Genomic DNA, 16,803 nt, shown 5'->3' with positions numbered 1-16,803 from the left:
CGGACCCCATCTCTGACCCCAACCTACGAGCCGAGATGACCACCACCGCACTTCACAGCGAGGCAGCGCCCTCGAACCCCCCGGCCGCGGCCCAGCCGCCGACACTCCGTTCCCGCCTCGCGCCCCGCCCGCCCAGCCCCTGGTGGTTGGGGTGGCTGGGCGCCGCCGTCGTCGCGCTCTTCGCTGGCGCGCTGAGGTTCTTCAACCTCAACCAGCCCGAACGCATCTACTTCGACGAGACCTACTACGCCACGGACGCCTACGCGCTCTGGAACTTCGGGTACGAGCACGACTCGCTGGACGACTCGGACCGGATGCTGAGTCAGGGCGACCCGAACATCTGGACCGGCGCGGGCGACTTCATCGTGCACCCGCCGGTCGGCAAGTGGATGATCGCGCTCGGCGACTGGCTGTACTCGATCATGCCCTTCGGTACGGCTGTGAGCCCCGAGGGCTGGCGGGTGGCCTCCGCCCTGGCCGGGATGATCTCCGTTCTCATCCTGGTCCGGCTCGCCACTCGGATGACCCGCTCGGTCCTGCTCGGCTGCACGGCCGGTCTCATCCTGGCGTTGGACGGCCTGCACTTCACGCTCAGCCGGATCGCCATGGTGGACATCTTCCTCACCCTGTGGATCCTGGCCGGGTTCACCTGCCTGGTGATCGACCGGGACAAGACGCGGGAACGGCTGGTCCGGCTCGGGGAGGCGGGGGTCAACCTCACCACCGTCGGCTGGTTGGGGATGCGGTGGTGGCGGCTGGCCGCGGGGCTGTGCTTCGGTCTGGCGATCGGCACCAAGTGGTCGGCCCTGTTCTTCGTGGCCGCCTTCGGTCTGCTCACCGTGGCCTGGGACTACGGCGCCCGGCGCAGCGTCGGCCAGCAGCGCCCGTTCGGCCGCTGGCTCGGCTTCGACGCCGTTCCGGCGTTCGTGCAGACCGTGGTGGTGGCGGGGGTCGTCTACCTGGTCTCGTGGTCGGGCTGGCTCTTCACCCGGGGCGGCTACAACCGGGACTTCGCGGACGGTATGGCACCCGCGTGGCTGCCGAACTTCATGAGCGCCCCGATGGAGGCGCTGTGGAGTCTGGCGGACTACCACTCGCGGATGATGAACTTCCACTCCAATCTGTCCAGTGAGCACTCCTATATTTCGGCCCCGTGGGAATGGCTGATCATGCGCACCCCGGTGATGTTCCACTACGACGGCCAGGCCGTCGGGTGCGACACCGGGAACTGTGTGACCTCGGTGGTGTCGATCGGCACCCCGATCATCTGGTGGGTCAGCATCATCGCCGTGATCGTGATGTTCGGCTGGTGGGTCACCTTCCGCGACTGGCGCGCGGGCGCGGTGCTGCTCGCGGTCGCTGCGGGCTGGCTGCCCTGGTTCGCCTACCCGGACCGCCCCATGTTCCTGTTCTACGCGCTGCCGATCCTGCCCTTCCTTGTGCTGGCCGTTGTGCTGATGCTGGGGCTGGTGATGGGCGCCGGCGAGGACAGCCCGCGTTTCGCTCCTTATCTGCGGGCGCTGGGCGGGGTGGTCTTCGGTGTGGTGGTGCTGCTGATCATCGCCCACTTCGCCTACCTCTACCCGGTGCTGTCGGCCTATCCGCTCCCGGAGGAGATCTGGCGGGACCGGCTCTGGTTCGACGTGTGGATCTACGGCCGGGACGCATCGTCCTGACCCCCACGTCCTCTCCCGGGGCCTCTCGGGTTCTCTCTCAGGGCCCGTGCCAGAACCTCTCCGGGGAACGGAGGAAATCCGTTCCCCGGAACACATCTCCATTAGTGGCAGAAGGGCTGGAAAGCAACAGTTTCGAGTAGCCGAAACAGGACACTTGGAGAGTTCGGATTCTGACCGGAAAAGTCTCGGCAGATCGGCACTCCCCTGGTACTGTCTGCAACTGGTTGCTGTTGTTGTTTCCATGGATGCCCGAGGCGCCTCGCGGAACTTCACGTGGGCGCTTGTCGATTTGGGATTACCCTTCGTCGGTCCGGCGCCCGGCGACCCGGGACCAGCAGGGTGCGGTCCCGCCGTAGTCCCCAAGGGAGAGCACATGGCTCAGGGCACCGTGAAGTGGTTCAACTCTGAGAAGGGTTTCGGGTTCATCGCCGTCGAGGGTGGTCAGCCCGACGTGTTCGTGCACTACTCGGCGATCGCGGGTACCGGCTTCCGGAACCTGGAAGAGGACCAGAAGGTCGAGTTCGACATCATCCAGGGCCCCAAGGGCCCGCAGGCGGCGGACGTGCGCGCGGTCTGACCGTCATACGTGCGTTTCCCCAGCCCTCCGCTCGCCGAGCGGGGGGCTGGTTCGCGTCCGATCCCGACCGCGGTTCAGGCCCGGCCCAGAGCCGTTTCAGGCCCGGTTCGGTGACGCCCGAGCGGCGCTCAGGCGGCGCTTCGGCAGCGCTTCGGACACTGGGTGGGACACGGTTACCCAAGCCTGGCGATACCGGTTAACCTGCTCTAAGCCGGTCGGTACCCCAAGAGCGAGGATGGAACATGTTCGGCATCAGCGGAGGAGAGTTCATCCTCCTCCTCCTGCTCGCTCTGTTGATCTTCGGCCCCGACCAGCTCCCCAAGGCCGCCCAGCAGGTCGGCCGGGTCCTGCGCCAGCTCCGCACCATGGCCAACTCCGCCTCCAACGACATCAAGGAGGGGCTCGGCCCGGAGTACAAGGACTTCGACGTCCAGGACCTCAACCCCAAGCGCTTCATCCAGAAGCACTTCTGGGAAGAAGAGGACGAACCGGAGAAGAAGCCCGCCTCCCGGCTGAACGGGAAGCGCCCGCCCTTCGACGACGAGGCCACCTGAGCCCTCTTCCCCGACTTCCCTCATCCGCATCTGACCTGCGGTGACGCTGTCATCCCACCAGCATCAGGAAGAACGCGCCCAGGGCGAGCAGGATCACCGCTCCGATGATGATCGCGGGCGAGCCGAAGGCCAGGAACAGCACCTCCACCGCCACCGCGCCGCCCAGGGCCGCGGCCATCCAGGGCCACCGGGGCCTGGGCGCCCAGTCATGGCGGCGTTCGCGCGCCGCGGCGATCAGGAACGCCAGCCCGATCAGCACCCAGAACACCAGGTGGGCACCGACCCGGACGGCGGGCTCGACGTAGTCGGCCATACCGCCGACGATCATGACGTAGAAGACGGTCCCCGTGCCCAGGCGCCAGAAGCCCCTGCTCCGCTCGGCCTGGATGGACTTGCTCCTGGCCCTGGTCGTGCGCCGGAACCGTTCGGCCGCCACGGGGTGCTCGCCCCGCGGTGCCGGACCGGCCCGGCCCGGCGGTCTCCCCTGACCTGGCCCGGATTCGGGGGTCGGCTCGGGGGTCGGCTCGGGGGCCGGTCGCGGCATCGGCGGGCGGCCGTACCCGCCCTCCGGCTCGGGCTCCTCCGGGTACTCGTAGCCACCTGGGTACTGAGGGGAGTCGGACACGGCTGTTGCCGCCCCTTCACGGTCGGTCCGGGCCTGGCTGTGCTGTTGTCGCAGCGGGCCTGCTGTCGTAACGGGCTCCTACCCGGTGGGGTCATCGGTCAAATCCCCGAGGCGCCCTCCGACTCGGCCGAGCCCCGTCCGGGCGTGAGGAAAGGGCCCGCCGACGAAGTCGAACGGGCCCTCCTGGTCGCCTGAGTTCTCGGAAGAACAGTCAGCGCGCGCTGGCTACCACCAGCTCCAGCCGTTGTTCTTGCTCGTGGCCTTCGCGTGCATGGTCATGGCATCCACCTTTCTTTCGATGTCTCCGGCCCATCCCGCAACTAAGATGTCCTATCCCGACAGGCTTCACAAGACCCACCGTCGAATATTCGTCATCCCGTGACCGCCCTTCGACCAAAGGTTGCAGCGGGAGCCCGAGAAAATTCACCAAGGTCACTGTCGTCGCAGTTCAGGCAAGTTCCCATTACTCCACGCCAAACACACCATCCCCGATGACCTGCAAAAACAAGACCGGCGTGGAGCAAAATCCCAGAACTCCGACATAACAGAGAGTGATCATATCGCTATTGTGGTTTGAGCGCTGCCGAAACAGCTCAAATCCCTGACGCGAAGGCGCCCCCGAGGCATGTTTCGACGTGACAGGGAGCCTCCCCGTGCAGACAAGTCCGGAGAAACCATCACAGAACTACACTTCTCTGACGTATCACCACAAGACGTACAGTGACTCTGTGTGTCCACAAGGAGACTCGAAACCTCCGGGAAGTTCGTCCCCGCATCCCCAGAGAGGCCAATTTCGGACGCCCATTAAAGGCAGTACTCTTCAGCACCTTTCAGGACGCGCTCTTCTCACGCCCCCGCAGGATCAGGCAACCGACCACAACGGACAGCACCAGGCAGAACAGCGCGACAGCGACCTGGGTCATGTGCCATGACCAGGTCAGGGCCTCGACCTCACGCACGGCGTCGTCCGGCGAGAGGTGCCCGGAGGCGACCCGGCCCGCGTGTTCGGTGTCACCCGTCCGCAGCCCCAGGAACCCGATGAGCGCCGCACTGAACACCGCGATGCCGGCCCCGGCGAGGACCAGCGGAAGGGTCAGTGGCGAGGGCCGGGCAGGCGCCTCGGCGGAGGTGTTCCCAGGGGTTCTCGGCGGTGCGGTCTCCATACGCTCTCTTTCTTCTTCGAGGAAGGAACGCACCCAAGAGGAACACCTCAACCAATATTGAGGTCAAGTGCGCAGAGCACCCCCGCCATCACCGCAGGTCAGTGATGACGGGGGCGTCCGGAGCGTCAGTTGAGGGCCATCCCGCCCACGATGAGCGCGACCCCGGCGGCGACCAGACCGACGACCAGGCTCGCCGCACCCAGGTAGATGAGAACCTTCAGGCGGTTCGGGGCCTGGGGGTCGCGGCCGACCACGGACAGGAAGAACCCGGCGGGCATCAGGATGGCCGCGACGAGCACCAGATCGCCCAGCGAGCGCCCCCAGTCCGGCACCGTCGGCTGGTCGAGCAGCAGGCGCACCACCAGGCCGAGGATCACCAGGACACCGGCGTGCGCGTGCCCGGCGCGGAAGTAGGAGCGCTGGAGCTCGTTGGCCGGGAAGGCGCCGTTGACCACGCGGAGAAGGAACGTCCCCCCGTAGGCGATACCGACCACGGTGAGCAGGATGACCCCGGACGAAATGAGTGCTGCCGCTGACATGGCTTACTCCTGTGCTGGTTCGGTAGGGGGCCCCGAAGCTCCGAACAGAAGTCCGGCGCTGCGTCGGGTGATGGTGAGCAGATCGGCGTCCCCGAGCAGGGCCCTGACCCCGGAGCTGTCCAGGTTCCCGGTGAGTGCCAGGGTGGCGATGCCGTGCACGATCCCCCACCCGGCCACCAGACCGGCGGCCGCGTCCTCCACCGGGCGCCCCTCCTGGGCCAGGGACTCCACTCCGGAGCTGAGCTCACCGAAGGCCGCGGTCCGGGCCGCGAAGAGCTCGGGATCGTTCTCGTCGAGCAGGGTCGGCGCGAACATCACCTGGAAATGGGCCGGGAACTCCGTAGCGAAGCGCACGTACTCGACCCCGGACTCCAGGAACCCGCCGTCCGCCTCCCGGTTGGCCCGCAGCCGGTCGGCCAGTTCGGTGTAGCCCTCGGTGGCAAGCGCGTTCAGCACGCCCTCCCGACTCCCGAAGTGGTACCTCGGAGCCGTGTGGCTCACCCCGAGGTCAGCCGCGAGCGAGCGCAGGCTGAAGGCGTAGGGGCCTTTCTGTTCGATGACCTCCGCGGCCCGCGCCAGAACGGCGGCCCGCAGGTTCCCGTGGTGGTATCCGTCTGCCATGCCGATAACTATACGTCGGAAAGTTTCCGATGTATAGATCTAGGGAATGCGAGCCAAGCCTTGTTCCACAGGAGTTTCGAAGCTTTCGCGGGTACGCTTGGCCCTACACCGGTCACCCTGCCGCAGGGGATAGACGCTTCGCCGGTGACACTCGGGGCTCCGGTCCGGACGACCGCCCGCACCAGGGAACAGCAGCACTCCGTCCGACGAGGACCAGAGCACTCAGGGAACACAGAAGGGCCCAGTTCGATGAACTGGGCCCTTCTACTGCTTCTTCGGGGAGCTCGGGACCCCCAGGTGAAACGACGAAACGACCCCGCGAGGAGGCCGAAGGCCCCCGAGCAGAGTCGTCTCGGAGCCCGCGGGGGGGCTCTGGGGGGGTCGCCCCCCAGGTGAAACGACGAAACGACCCCGCGAGGAGGCCGAAGGCCCCCGAGCAGAGTCGTCTCGGAGTGAAGTGGAGCTATGGGGATTTGAACCCCAGACCCCCTCGATGCGAACGAGGTGCGCTACCGGACTGCGCCATAGCCCCTGAAGACGAGATAAACACTAGCAGGAAAGTTCGGATGGTCCGAACCGACTCCTCCCGGTCAGTCTCCGGCGGCCCTCAGGCGGGCGTCCGCGTACTGGTCGTAGACCTGGCTGCGGCGCTCGATGAAGGCGATGACCTCGGCCTCCCGCTCGGCTTCGCGGGCCTCCTCCGCCTCGGCCCGGCGGGCCCGCAGGATGGCCCGTCGGCGCGCCCTGGCCTGGGCCTGGCGGAGCTCGGCGTCGGCCTTGGCGGCCTCGCGGAGCAGGGCCACGTGCCCGGCCAGCAGCAGGACCGGCGGTGCGATCACCCACCAGGGACCCAGACCGAAGGCGACCGCAACGACGGTGGCGACGTTCAGCAGGGTGAGCACGGTGGTGCGACGGCGCCGGCGCGCGATGACACGGGACCGGGGCTCGCGGCTCGGGCGAGTGACCTGTTCCGCGGCGGAGCGGCTCCGCGGCGGAGCCTCCTCCTCGGCCGTGTGTTCGCCGCTGACGGCGGGACGGGTGATCACCTGGGTCTCAGTGAGATCCGGGTCGTCCGAGTCGCCTGAGAGGCCCTCCGCGCCGTGCTCGGACTCCACATCGGTCTCGTCGGCCTCGGGGGCCTCCGCGCCGTCGTCCTCACGACGGACGTCCTCGTGGACGGTGTCCACGGAGTCCTTCCGCAGCAGCATCGGGACGAGGACAATGAGCCAGACCACCACGATGGCCAGGTACAGAGGAGAGCTGCTCATCACCCCTCCTCACGATGACGGCCACTGAACGTTGGTCGACACTTCGTCGACACCGCCCCGCGTGTGGCTGGACGTACTCCCGGAAGTAGAGACGTCCTCCGGCTGGACATCGTTCCTGGCCCCCGTAGGACCCGGATCGATTCCCGTGCGCCATATCCACGCGTTGCCCGCATCGTCAATGCGTCTATGTTCCGCACGGTACGACCCCGTGTCCATAAATGCGCCACATTCCGACCGGAGTGTCGCAAGATTGTGGACCTTCAGTTTCGGTCGTCACACCCTCCTGCGCGAAAAACCAGGTCAGGCACTGACTGCGGAGCGCAGTGCCAATTCAACGCAAAGTAATGAATCATTGTGCTTAAATCGATGTTTAAGCTCCGAACGCATCCGTGATGCTGCCATGTTCAGTTCGATCCCGGGTGCGGGCTCGCCGGGTCGCGCGGATCACCGCCACCGTTCGGGTCCTGTGGCCCCAAACCGGAACCAGGGCCGGAACCACCCTCCTCGGACGGCCCGGAAGACACTCCGTCGTACCAGCGACGCAGCACGCCCTGGGGGACCTCCTCCGCCGTGAGCGCGTAACAGATGTGGTCCCGCCAGGCCCCGTCGATGTGGAGCTGGCGTCTGCGCACCCCCTCGTCCCGGAATCCGAGCTTGGTGACCACGCGTCTGCTGGCACGGTTCTCGGGGCGGATGTTGGCCTCGATCCGGTGGAGTCCCACGGTGAAGAAGGAGTGGTCGACCGCCAGGGCGACCGCGGTCGGGGTAATCCCGCGCCCCGCGTAGGCGCTGTCGACCCAGTACCCGACCTGCGCGGACCTGGCCGAACCCCACACGATGGCGCCGACGGTGAGCTGGCCGACGAAGCGGCCCTCGTAGGTGATCGACCACGGCATCGACAGCCCCTGCCGGGACTCTCGGCGGATCGCCTGGATCATCGCGACGTAGGGCGTGAGCCCGGTGGTCCGCAGCGGCATCTCGGGATACGTGGGCTCCCAGGGCCGCAGCCACTCGGCGTTGCGGGCCCGGGTGTCCCGCAGCACGGGGGCGTCGCGAAGGCGCAGAGGACGAAGCGCGATCGGCCCCTCCTGAAGGGTGACGGGCCACCTCTGCCTGCGATTCACGTCCGTCCTTCCCAGGCCCTCGGGACCGCCCAGCGCGGTCGCGGCACCGGCCTTCGTGCGCGCGGTGCGCCCGTTGTCGGTGACGTGTCCCAGTATTCCACTCCACAGACGTGAGGTGGCGGGCGTCACCCCCACCACACGAGAATCGGATGATTCCAAACTCCATTCACTCCTGCACCGAAAACCGACACAAGGTCAAGGAATTCTCTGTCTCCGGAATGCCCGGGATGTGATTCCGGTCATTCTTCGGTGTCATTCGGGTCGAGGGTGGTCCCCGCCTCGGAGCTGGTCGATCGCGTGGCCCAGAACCGGCTCCAGCACGGCCATCCCGTCACGCACACCGCCTCTGGAACCGGGCAGGTTGACCACCAGCGCGCGGTGTCCGAAACGTTCGGCGATCCCGGCCAGCCCTCGGGAGAGGATCGCCGTGGGCACGCCCTTGTCCCGGCCCGCCGAGCGCAGCGCCTCCGGGATCCCGGGGATCTCCCGGATGAGCAGTGGGCGCGTCGCCTCGGGGGTGAGGTCCTGCGGGGTGAGCCCGGTGCCCCCTGTGGTCAGCACCGCGTCCACCCGCTCGGCCAGGGCCCGTTCGATGGCCTCGGCCACCGGCTCGCCGTCCGGCACCACCCAGGGTCCGACGACGGCAAAGCCCATGGCCTGGAGCCGCTCGACGATCACCGGACCGGAGCGGTCCGGGTAGACCCCGGCGGCCGCCCGGTTGGAGGCGGTCACCACCGCGACCCGGCGCACCGATTCACCCGGCCCCGGCCCACCCGAGCCCGCACCCTTCGAGCCGGGCTCGCCCGCGGGCTCACTCACCGCGCCTCCAGTGGCCCTTCTTGCCGCCGGTCTTCTCCTCCACCCGCACCCGGGTGACCTCGGCCTCGGGGTCGAGCGCCTTGACCATGTCGACCAGCCCGAGAGCCGCCGTCATGACACAGGTAAGCGCCTCCATCTCGACCCCAGTGCGGTCCGCGGTGCGCACTGTGGCGCTGATATCCACGCCGTCGTCCACGACGGTCAGGTCCACGTCCACCCCGTGCACGGCGATCGGGTGGCACAGCGGCACGAGGTCGGGGGTGCGCTTGGCCCCCTGGATCCCGGCGATCCGGGCGACCGCGAGGGCATCGCCCTTGGGGACCTCGCCGTCGCGCAGGGCGGCGACGGTCACCGGAGAGAGCAGGACCCGACCCGTGGCCGTGGCGGTGCGGGCACTGACGGTCTTGCCCGAGACGTCCACCATGCGCGCGGCGCCGGACTCGTCGAGGTGCGTGAGACCGGAGGGGTGGGACTCCGGCTGTGGGGTGTCGGTCATCTTCGTGCTGCCACTCATCGTCTTGTCAGTGCTCGTCTTGTCTGGGCGGACTCGCGGCTCACCGGTACGGCCGGCCGCGGGGACACGGGGTGACGTGTCCCACGAAGACCGTACTCCCACGCTGCGACAGTGCGCCCGCCGGTCAGCGATCGGGCAGGACCAGAACCTCCGCCAGGGCACCCGCCGGGAGCTCGGTGACCTCCTCAGGCACGGCCAGGAGCCCGTTGGCGTCGGCCAGCGCCGACAGCTGGTGCGAGCCCTGCCGGACCGCCGGGGCGACCGTGGGGAACTCGTCGTCGGCGGCAGCGGGACCCGCCAGCACGGCGCGCAGGTAGGAACGGCGGCCGCGGGGCGAGCTGACCGGCGTGGTCAGCCGGGCACGCACGCTCGGGAGCGGGTTCGGTTGCAGGCCGCGGAGTCTGCGCAGGACCGGCCGGACGAACAGGTGGAACGACACGAACGCGCTGACGGGATTGCCCGGGAGAGTGAGGATCGGGGTCTTGTCCGGACCGATGGTCCCGAACCCCTGGGGCTTGCCCGGCTGCATGGCCACCTGGGTGAACTCCACGGTGCCCTGCCGGGTCAGCACCTCCTTGACCACGTCGTAGACGCCCATGCTCACGCCGCCGGTGGTGATGACGACGTCGGCACGGACCAGGAGGCCCTCGAGGGTGTCCCAGACGGTGGCCGGGTCGTCACCGACGAACCCGTGGCGGTAGACCTCGCAGCCCTCGTCCCTGGCCGCGGCAGCGATCATGTAGCTGTTGGACTCGTAGATCTGGCCCGGCCCGAGGGGGCGCCCCGGTTCGACCAGCTCCTCGCCGGTGGAGAGCACCACCACCCGCGGGCGGGGGCGGACCGGGACCGAGCGCCGCCCGACCGCGGCCAGGACACCCATCTCACCAGCGCCGATCCGGGCCCCGGCGCGCAGCACCGTCGCGCCCTCCTCGACGTCCTCGCCCCGGCGGCGGACGAAACTGCCCGGCCGGGTGGGGCGGTCGATACGCACGTCGACCGCGCCGCCGTCGGTCCACTCCACGGGTACGACGGCGTCGGCGCCGGTGGGCATCGGTGCGCCGGTCATGATCCGGGCACACAGGCCGGGCCGGATCGCGGCGGGGTCGGGATCGCCCGCCGGGATGTCCGCCACCACAGGCAGGCTGACCGGGGCCTCGGCGCTGGCCTCGGCCAGGTCGGCCGCGTGGACGGCGTACCCGTCCATGGAGGAGTTGTCGAAGCCGGGCAGGGACACCGGGGAGACGATCGGCGCGGCGAGCACCGTCCCCTGTGCCTTGAGCAGGTCCAGCTCGGTCGCTTCGAGGGTGGTGACCAACCCCAGAAGATCGGAGATGTGCTGTTCGACGCTCTTCATGAGGACCTTCCGGATCGTGTACACGCTGGGAGCGGCCCACCCATCACGGGAGGGTTCTCCGGTCCCATTGTGACCACCCCCGGAGCAGACGTCCCGGATCCGCCCGCCGGTGTCCGGCCCGGGGACGCTCCCCGGCGCCGGGCCCTTACCCCGCCGGCCGGGGTCAGACCCGAGCCCGCTCCTGCTGCTCCACGAAGTCGCGCAGCCAGGGCAGGAGCTCGTCGGCGAGGTCCGGCCGGCGGCAGGCAAACTCGACCACGGTGCGGATGTAGTCGGCCTTGTTACCGGTGTCGTAGCGGTTGCCGCGCAGCAGGACCCCACGCACGCCCCCGCCCTCCTCGGGGCTGGTGCGGGCCAGTTCCTTGAGGGCGTCGGTCAACTGGATCTCGCCGCCCCGGCCGGGCGGGGTGCGGTGCAGGACCGGGAAGACCGCCGGGTCGCACACGTAGCGGCCGATGATCGCCCACCGGCTCGGGGCCTGCTCCGGGGAGGGCTTCTCGACCAGGTCGGTAACGGTGACGACGTCGTCCTCACCGGTGGTCTCCACGGCGGCGCAGCCGTAGAGGGAGACCTGTTCCGGCTCCACCTCCATGAGCGCGACGACGCTGCCGCCGTGGTTCTCGCGGACCTCGATCATGCGACGGAGCAGGTCCGCGGACTCGATGAGGTCGTCGCCGAGGAGTACCGCGAAGGGGTTGTCGCCCACGTGCGCCTCCGCACACAGCACGGCGTGCCCCAGGCCGCGCGGCTCGCCCTGGCGGACGTAGTGGACTTGGGCGAGGTCGCTGGACTCACGGACCGACCTAAGTTTGCCCTCCTCGCCCTTGGCCGCCAGGGCCTCCTCGAGCTCGTAGGCGCGGTCGAAGTGGTCCTCGATGGAGCGTTTGCTGCGCCCGGTGATCATCAGCAGATCGTGGAGCCCGGCCTCGACGGCCTCCTCCACGACGTACTGGATCGCGGGCTTGTCCACGATCGGCAGCATCTCCTTGGGAGTGGCCTTGGTGGCGGGCAGGAACCGGGTGCCCAGTCCCGCCGCCGGCACGACCGCTTTGGTCACGGAGGCGGTGTTGGCACGGGGTCGTGTCTGGTCGGTGTCGGCGCTCATGAACGGCACTTTAGGACAGAGAACGCTCGTTACGTGGCCTGATGACTTCCCGTGGCTGAGAAGTACCCGCCGTTTCGGGCGAAGGCGTGGAAATCGCCACCGTCCGTTCACCCCTGGGGGAACCAGCGGCCACCGTTCCGGTGCGCGGCGGGGAGCACCCCGCGATCCGGGTGCCAGACTTGGTCGCATGGGTGATACGAACGACCGGAGCCGGTCCGCCAAGCGCGAGCTGCGCAGGAGCCTCCTCGCCAGGAGGCGGGAGCGGAGCACGCCGGAACGCGACCGCGCGGGTTCGGCGGTCCGCGACACCCTCATGGAGCTGCCGTGGCTGGCTATGGGCGGGACCGTGGCCGGCTACTACTCCGTGGGCGGCGAGCCCGACACCCGCAGGCTGGTGAACGCCCTGTGGAAGCGGGGCACGTACGTCCTCCTCCCGATCTTCCTCCCCGACGGCACACTCGACTGGGCGGCCTTCGACGGCCCCGACAGCCTCGCACCGGCCGAGCACGGGCTGGTCGAGCCCACCGGCCACCGCTACGGGCCCGAGGTGCTGGGCCGCGCGGACGCGGTGATCTGCCCGGCCCTGGCCGTGGACCGGCGGGGGAACCGAATGGGGCGCGGTGCGGGCTGCTACGACCGCGCGCTCGCCCACAAAGGCCCGCACACACCCGCGATCGCCGTGGTCCACGACGACGAGTTCGTCAAGGACCTGCCGGCCGAACCGCACGACCGCCCCGTGGACGCGGTGGTCACCCCGGGCGGCGGGCTCCACGTGTTCGAACCGGCGGCGGTGGTCTGGCCCGGACAGTGACCGGGGAGGGGCAGAGAAGGACAGGGGATTAAGGGGACCGGTCCGAGCGTTATGGCTGGCGGTCGTGTCCCATACAGGTCCGCGTCCCGACACCCCGCCCAGGAGATCCCGCCCCCTCGGGCGCCCGTGGCCGAAGCGGTGAGGGGCTGTCGCGGCTGCGGTCGGCGAACGCGTACTATTTAGCAGTCAACGGGTGTGAGTGCCAGCAAGGAGGACCCGGAACAGTGCCTACGTACCAGTACGCGTGCACCGAGTGCGACGCTCAGATGGAGGTCGTGCAGAGCTTCAGCGACGACTCGCTGACGGTCTGCCCCGAGTGCGAGGGACGCCTACGCAAGGTGTACTCCGCGGTCGGCATCGTCTTCAAGGGTTCGGGCTTCTACCGCACAGACAGCGGGAAGACCACAACGAACAGCTCCGCGCTGACCGGCTCCAACTCCGCCGACAGCGGCTCCGAGGGCAAGTCCGGCGGCACCGCCGACTCCGCCAAGTCCACCTCGGACTCCAGCGGCAGCGCCCCCGCCGCCGCCAGCACCGGTGGCAGCGACAGTTCGAGCAGCAAGAGCACCAGCGGCAGCACCGCCGCGACCAGCACCAGCAGCTGAGCCACCGCACCGTTGACCGTGGCCGCGCCGCCGAGACCCCTCGGCGGCGCTTCTGTTTTTCCGGGCCCTGACTCTTCCGGGCCCTGAACCGGGACCGCGGGTCTGTCTTTTTCGGGCCCTGGACCGTGGCCGCGGCGAAACCGACCCTGTGGACAACCCTTCCGAGCGCCTCCGGCCGACCTAGCGTTGGAGGCATGGACAAAGCCCCACCCCCTTACCGGCACCGGCGCGGCCCGCTCCGCCTGCTGGACCGGTACCGGCGCGCCGTCGCCGCGGTCCTGGCCGCCCTGGCCGCGATCAGCGCCGTCCTGGTCCTACGCCCTCCCCCCGAACCCGGTACCGAGGTCCTGGTCGCCGCACGAGACCTGGACGCCGCCTCTCCGCTGTCCGGGGATGACCTCACCTCCCTCCTCCTGCCGGACCGCGTCGTCCCGGACGGCGCGCTGAGACCGGAGACGACCGCACCGGAAGCGGATTCGGCGGGCAAAGCGGCGCTGTCCCCGCCCCCAGGCCCTGTCGGGCTCCTGTTGAACGCACCCGTCCGCCGAGGCGAGGTGCTCACCGACGCCCGGCTGAGCGACCCACCGGCCCTGCCCTACGGTCCGGACCTGGTCGCGGTCCCGGTCCGGGTGGCCGATCCGGGGGCGGTGGGGCTGCTCACCCCCGGCAGCCGGGTGGACGTACTGGCCGCCACCGGTTCCGGAGACCTCGGCGGCCTCGGCGGCCTGCCCGCCCGGGCCGGACCCGCCGTCGAGGTGGTCGGTGACTGTCCCGTGCTCGCGGTGCCGGCGGAGGACGACCGGGGCGGGGAGGGCGGTGCGCTGGTCCTCATCGCCGCGACACCCGAGGAGGCCAGGGCCCTGGCCGGGCACGCGACCACTTCACGACTGTCCGTCACCATCCGCGGTTGACCGATGACCAGAGGTGGTGAAAGCTGTCCGGGCGCCTGTCAGGGCACATCCGTCACTCACGAACACGTAGGGCAGTTCCATGGAAGGCTTCAAGAAGTTCCTGCTCCAGGGCAACCTGGTGCAGCTCGCCGTCGCGGTTGTCATCGGCTCCGTCTTCGCCAGTCTCATCACGGCGTTCACCGAAGGGTTCATCACCCCGCTCCTCGGCATCTTCGGGGGCGTCCCCGCCTTCGGGGACCTCTACTTCGAGATCAACGAAAGCCGGTTCCTGTACGGCTCCTTCGTGGACGCCCTGATCTCCTTCCTGATCACCGCCGCGATCCTCTACTTCTTCGTGGTCCTACCCCTGGGCAAGCTGATGGAGAAGTTCGTCAAAGCCGAGGAGGCCACCACCCGGGCGTGCCCCTACTGCTACACGGACATCAACAAGAAGGCCAGCAAGTGCGCCCACTGCACCAGCGAGGTCACCCCGGAGGTCGCAGCCTAGACCGCACCCGGGCCCCTTGGCCCGGATACACGTGAGGGCGGCCCCGCGGGGCCGCCCTCCGGGCTCTGACAGTGCCGGTCCGGTGTCCGGTCAGCCCTCGTACTCCCAGTGCCAGGGTTCGAAGGGACTGGACTTCGCCCAGGCCGGGTGGATCCAGTTGTACCGGGCCCCGTTCTCCTCCATCCAGTTCCACCGCTCCGAACGGAAGTCCTGGATACCGCAGCCGAGGTCGATCGCCTGGCCCAGCCCGTGGTTACTCGTGCCGGGGACCGCGGCGAAGCCGGGTGCCACCTGGCCGTACACGCGGTGCTGGTTGGGCAGGTCGCGGTAAGCGCTGGTGATGCACATGTTCTCGCCGAACCGCTCGACGTACTCCACGTTCAGCTCGAGGAACTCCACGGCGGCGTCGGCCCGCAGGAACTTGCCGTCGTCGTAGAGCTCGCAGAGGGCCTCCTGCGGCAGCAGACCGTTGGGGTAGCCGCTCGCGTTCGCCGCGGCACTCGGGTCGCAGTCGGCGGCCAGCATGTAGGTGTCGGGGTCCAGGCCCCGGGCCTCCAGCTCCTCGGTGAGCTCGTTCGTGCTCGCCTCGGACTGGGCGCGCAGCGCCTCCACCTCGGCCGCGAGTTCAGCCTGTTCCAGCTGGGTGAAGGTCTGCAGCTCCTGGGCCTCACTGGCCAACCCCACCTGCTCCTCGCGCAGATCGGTGGCGTCCTGGATGAGTGCCTGATTGTCCTCGGACAGCTTGGCGGCGTAGGACTGCGTCTGGAGGTCCTCGTCGAGGTCGCCCGCCGCGAGGATGCCGAGGACACCGGCGTCGGGCTGCTGGTACATGGTGCTGGCCAACCGGGCGAGCGGTTCTCGCATGTCGCCGAGGTCGCCCTCAATCTGCTGGAGCTCGTGGAGGGTTCCGATCAACTCCTCCTGTGCCTCTTCCAGGGCACCCTGACGCTCGACGAACTCGTCGGTCGCCGTCTCCAGGGCTTCGGCGGCCTCCTCCGCGCGCTCGCGAAGATCCGCAAGGCTCGCCTCAGCCGGCGCTGGGGCGATCACCGCCTGCGCTGGCACAACCAGCAGGGACGTGACCAACGTGAGCGTCAGCGCCTGCGCGATCCGGAGCCGATGGCGCGCTCCCAGCGCGGTCAGCACCCCGCTACCCGATACGCGAGACCTCCGCCGCGCCGACTCAGAAATGAACGGCACGAATGATCCTCCGGCTGCATTTTCCTCGAACACCTACCCGTGGCCGCAAGGCAACGTACTACATGTCCACATGCGGACACAGTGGACCGTACGGCACGACGGCCGAATCTCGGGACGGTTGACTCCCGCCCTCCCGGCCGTCTCACCCGGCCTTCGACAGAAAGCCTGGTCAACGGGGCGTCGATGCGACTCGTACCCATCCGCCAACAGTGACCGAAGTGTGCAAGTAGCCATAATCGCGACACGCGACATGAACAACATCACACCATTACCAGGACAACCAATCGTAGGTCAGCGTACTCCGCCGCGCACGCAGAGCGCCTCGTCGGCGCCCGGGCAACACCAATACGCACCCCATGCACCCCCATCCTGGGTTAGGCTTGGCCCCACGGCCGGGTAACATCCGGCCCATGGCAACACCCATGGCTCCATAGCTCAGGGGATAGAGCACCGCTCTCCTAAAGCGGGTGTCGCAGGTTCGAATCCTGCTGGGGCCGCACACGGTGAACTGCGAGGACATCGCAGAGTCAGCACGGGAAGAGCCCCGTGGGTTGCAATTCAGGTTGCGATCCACGGGGCTCTACCCGTCTCCACGGCCCGTCAAGGAGCGCTGACGTCTTCCCCACGGCCGCGCCCCGGCCCGATTCGCCGGACGCGCGAACGCACCGCTCCGCCCACGAGGTCCGGGGGTAGCCGCCGGGCCCGCCGCGCCCGAGGAGCGGGCTGTCCCCGCCGCCACATTCCCGTAACCCCCAGTGTGCGGGCAGTGACAGAAGAAGACGCGTGGCCGATGATGAAGAGGTGGCCGCGACCGTCCGAGCCGCGTCGGCCCGCATCGGAGTCCCCCGGT

Annotated in this window: 18 protein-coding genes and 2 tRNA genes; 8 read left to right on the top strand and 12 right to left on the bottom strand. The window is 68.9% G+C overall.

The annotated features are described in order from the left end of the window. Positions 1-35 precede the first annotated feature (35 nt). From D457_RS0120045 to D457_RS0120035, 3 genes are all read left to right on the top strand, one after another. The gene (locus D457_RS0120045) at positions 36-1,676 is read left to right on the top strand and encodes a dolichyl-phosphate-mannose--protein mannosyltransferase (protein ID WP_017582459.1); all 1,641 of its coding nucleotides are present in this window, start codon (positions 36-38) and stop codon (positions 1,674-1,676) included. 373 nt (positions 1,677-2,049) lie between these two features. Continuing rightward, positions 2,050-2,253: a cold-shock protein gene (locus tag D457_RS0120040; RefSeq protein WP_017543917.1), complete on the top strand. Its 204-nt coding sequence runs from the start codon at positions 2,050-2,052 to the stop codon at positions 2,251-2,253. Positions 2,254-2,495: 242 nt separating this feature from the next. Continuing rightward, the gene (locus D457_RS0120035) at positions 2,496-2,807 is read left to right on the top strand and encodes a sec-independent translocase (protein WP_017582458.1); all 312 of its coding nucleotides are present in this window, start codon (positions 2,496-2,498) and stop codon (positions 2,805-2,807) included. A gap of 49 nt (positions 2,808-2,856) precedes the next feature. On the opposite strand, the gene D457_RS0120030 is transcribed toward D457_RS0120035, so the two are convergent. The 11 genes from D457_RS0120030 to galU form a co-directional block, all read right to left on the bottom strand. After that, entirely contained in the window at positions 2,857-3,432 is a 576-nt protein-coding gene (locus D457_RS0120030; protein ID WP_239646163.1) for a hypothetical protein, read from the bottom strand. Between the two features lie 830 nt (positions 3,433-4,262). Then, positions 4,263-4,595, bottom strand: coding sequence for a hypothetical protein (locus tag D457_RS0120025; RefSeq protein ID WP_017582456.1), 333 nt, complete (start codon positions 4,593-4,595; stop codon positions 4,263-4,265). 125 nt (positions 4,596-4,720) lie between these two features. Then, entirely contained in the window at positions 4,721-5,134 is a 414-nt protein-coding gene (locus tag D457_RS0120020) for a hypothetical protein (protein ID WP_017582455.1), read from the bottom strand. Positions 5,135-5,137: 3 nt separating this feature from the next. Beyond that, complete coding sequence (locus tag D457_RS0120015; RefSeq protein WP_017582454.1) at positions 5,138-5,755, bottom strand: TetR/AcrR family transcriptional regulator; 618 nt, start codon at positions 5,753-5,755, stop codon at positions 5,138-5,140. 458 nt (positions 5,756-6,213) lie between these two features. Beyond that, positions 6,214-6,287: transfer RNA gene (locus D457_RS0120010), tRNA-Ala, on the bottom strand. A gap of 58 nt (positions 6,288-6,345) precedes the next feature. After that, positions 6,346-7,023: a divisome protein SepX/GlpR gene (gene sepX / locus D457_RS0120005; protein WP_017582453.1), complete on the bottom strand. Its 678-nt coding sequence runs from the start codon at positions 7,021-7,023 to the stop codon at positions 6,346-6,348. Between the two features lie 404 nt (positions 7,024-7,427). Beyond that, complete coding sequence (locus D457_RS0120000; protein WP_026116830.1) at positions 7,428-8,147, bottom strand: GNAT family N-acetyltransferase; 720 nt, start codon at positions 8,145-8,147, stop codon at positions 7,428-7,430. 252 nt (positions 8,148-8,399) lie between these two features. Further along, a complete protein-coding gene (locus tag D457_RS0119995) occupies positions 8,400-8,897 on the bottom strand; it encodes a MogA/MoaB family molybdenum cofactor biosynthesis protein (protein WP_017582451.1) in 498 nt (165 codons plus the stop codon). A gap of 61 nt (positions 8,898-8,958) precedes the next feature. After that, on the bottom strand, positions 8,959-9,462 hold the full coding sequence (gene moaC / locus D457_RS0119990; protein WP_017582450.1) for a cyclic pyranopterin monophosphate synthase MoaC: 504 nt from the start codon (positions 9,460-9,462) through the stop codon (positions 8,959-8,961). Positions 9,463-9,604: 142 nt separating this feature from the next. Continuing rightward, entirely contained in the window at positions 9,605-10,834 is a 1,230-nt protein-coding gene (gene glp, locus D457_RS0119985) for a molybdotransferase-like divisome protein Glp (protein WP_026116829.1), read from the bottom strand. A 163-nt stretch (positions 10,835-10,997) separates the two neighbouring features. Next, complete coding sequence (galU, locus tag D457_RS0119980; protein WP_026116828.1) at positions 10,998-11,939, bottom strand: UTP--glucose-1-phosphate uridylyltransferase GalU; 942 nt, start codon at positions 11,937-11,939, stop codon at positions 10,998-11,000. A gap of 187 nt (positions 11,940-12,126) precedes the next feature. On the opposite strand from galU, the gene D457_RS0119975 reads away from it, so the two are divergent. The 4 genes from D457_RS0119975 to mscL all read left to right on the top strand — a co-directional run bounded on the left by D457_RS0119975 (position 12,127) and on the right by mscL (position 14,753). Further along, entirely contained in the window at positions 12,127-12,750 is a 624-nt protein-coding gene (locus D457_RS0119975; protein WP_017582447.1) for a 5-formyltetrahydrofolate cyclo-ligase, read from the top strand. A 224-nt stretch (positions 12,751-12,974) separates the two neighbouring features. After that, complete coding sequence (locus tag D457_RS0119970) at positions 12,975-13,355, top strand: FmdB family zinc ribbon protein (protein ID WP_017582446.1); 381 nt, start codon at positions 12,975-12,977, stop codon at positions 13,353-13,355. Between the two features lie 194 nt (positions 13,356-13,549). Next, positions 13,550-14,266, top strand: a complete 717-nt coding sequence (locus D457_RS0119965) for an SAF domain-containing protein (RefSeq protein WP_017582445.1) — start codon at positions 13,550-13,552, stop codon at positions 14,264-14,266. Between the two features lie 79 nt (positions 14,267-14,345). Continuing rightward, entirely contained in the window at positions 14,346-14,753 is a 408-nt protein-coding gene (mscL, locus tag D457_RS0119960; protein WP_017582444.1) for a large conductance mechanosensitive channel protein MscL, read from the top strand. Between the two features lie 90 nt (positions 14,754-14,843). On the opposite strand, the gene D457_RS0119955 is transcribed toward mscL, so the two are convergent. After that, entirely contained in the window at positions 14,844-15,953 is a 1,110-nt protein-coding gene (locus tag D457_RS0119955; RefSeq protein WP_026116827.1) for a D-alanyl-D-alanine carboxypeptidase family protein, read from the bottom strand. A gap of 424 nt (positions 15,954-16,377) precedes the next feature. Between D457_RS0119955 and D457_RS0119950 the strand changes: the two genes are divergently transcribed. Then, positions 16,378-16,450: transfer RNA gene (locus tag D457_RS0119950), tRNA-Arg, on the top strand. The last annotated feature ends 353 nt before the right edge of the window (positions 16,451-16,803 follow it).

Source organism: Nocardiopsis valliformis DSM 45023, assembly GCF_000340985.1.
GTDB classification, from domain to species: domain Bacteria; phylum Actinomycetota; class Actinomycetes; order Streptosporangiales; family Streptosporangiaceae; genus Nocardiopsis; species Nocardiopsis exhalans.
This window is presented reverse-complemented; position numbering and strand designations above follow the sequence as displayed.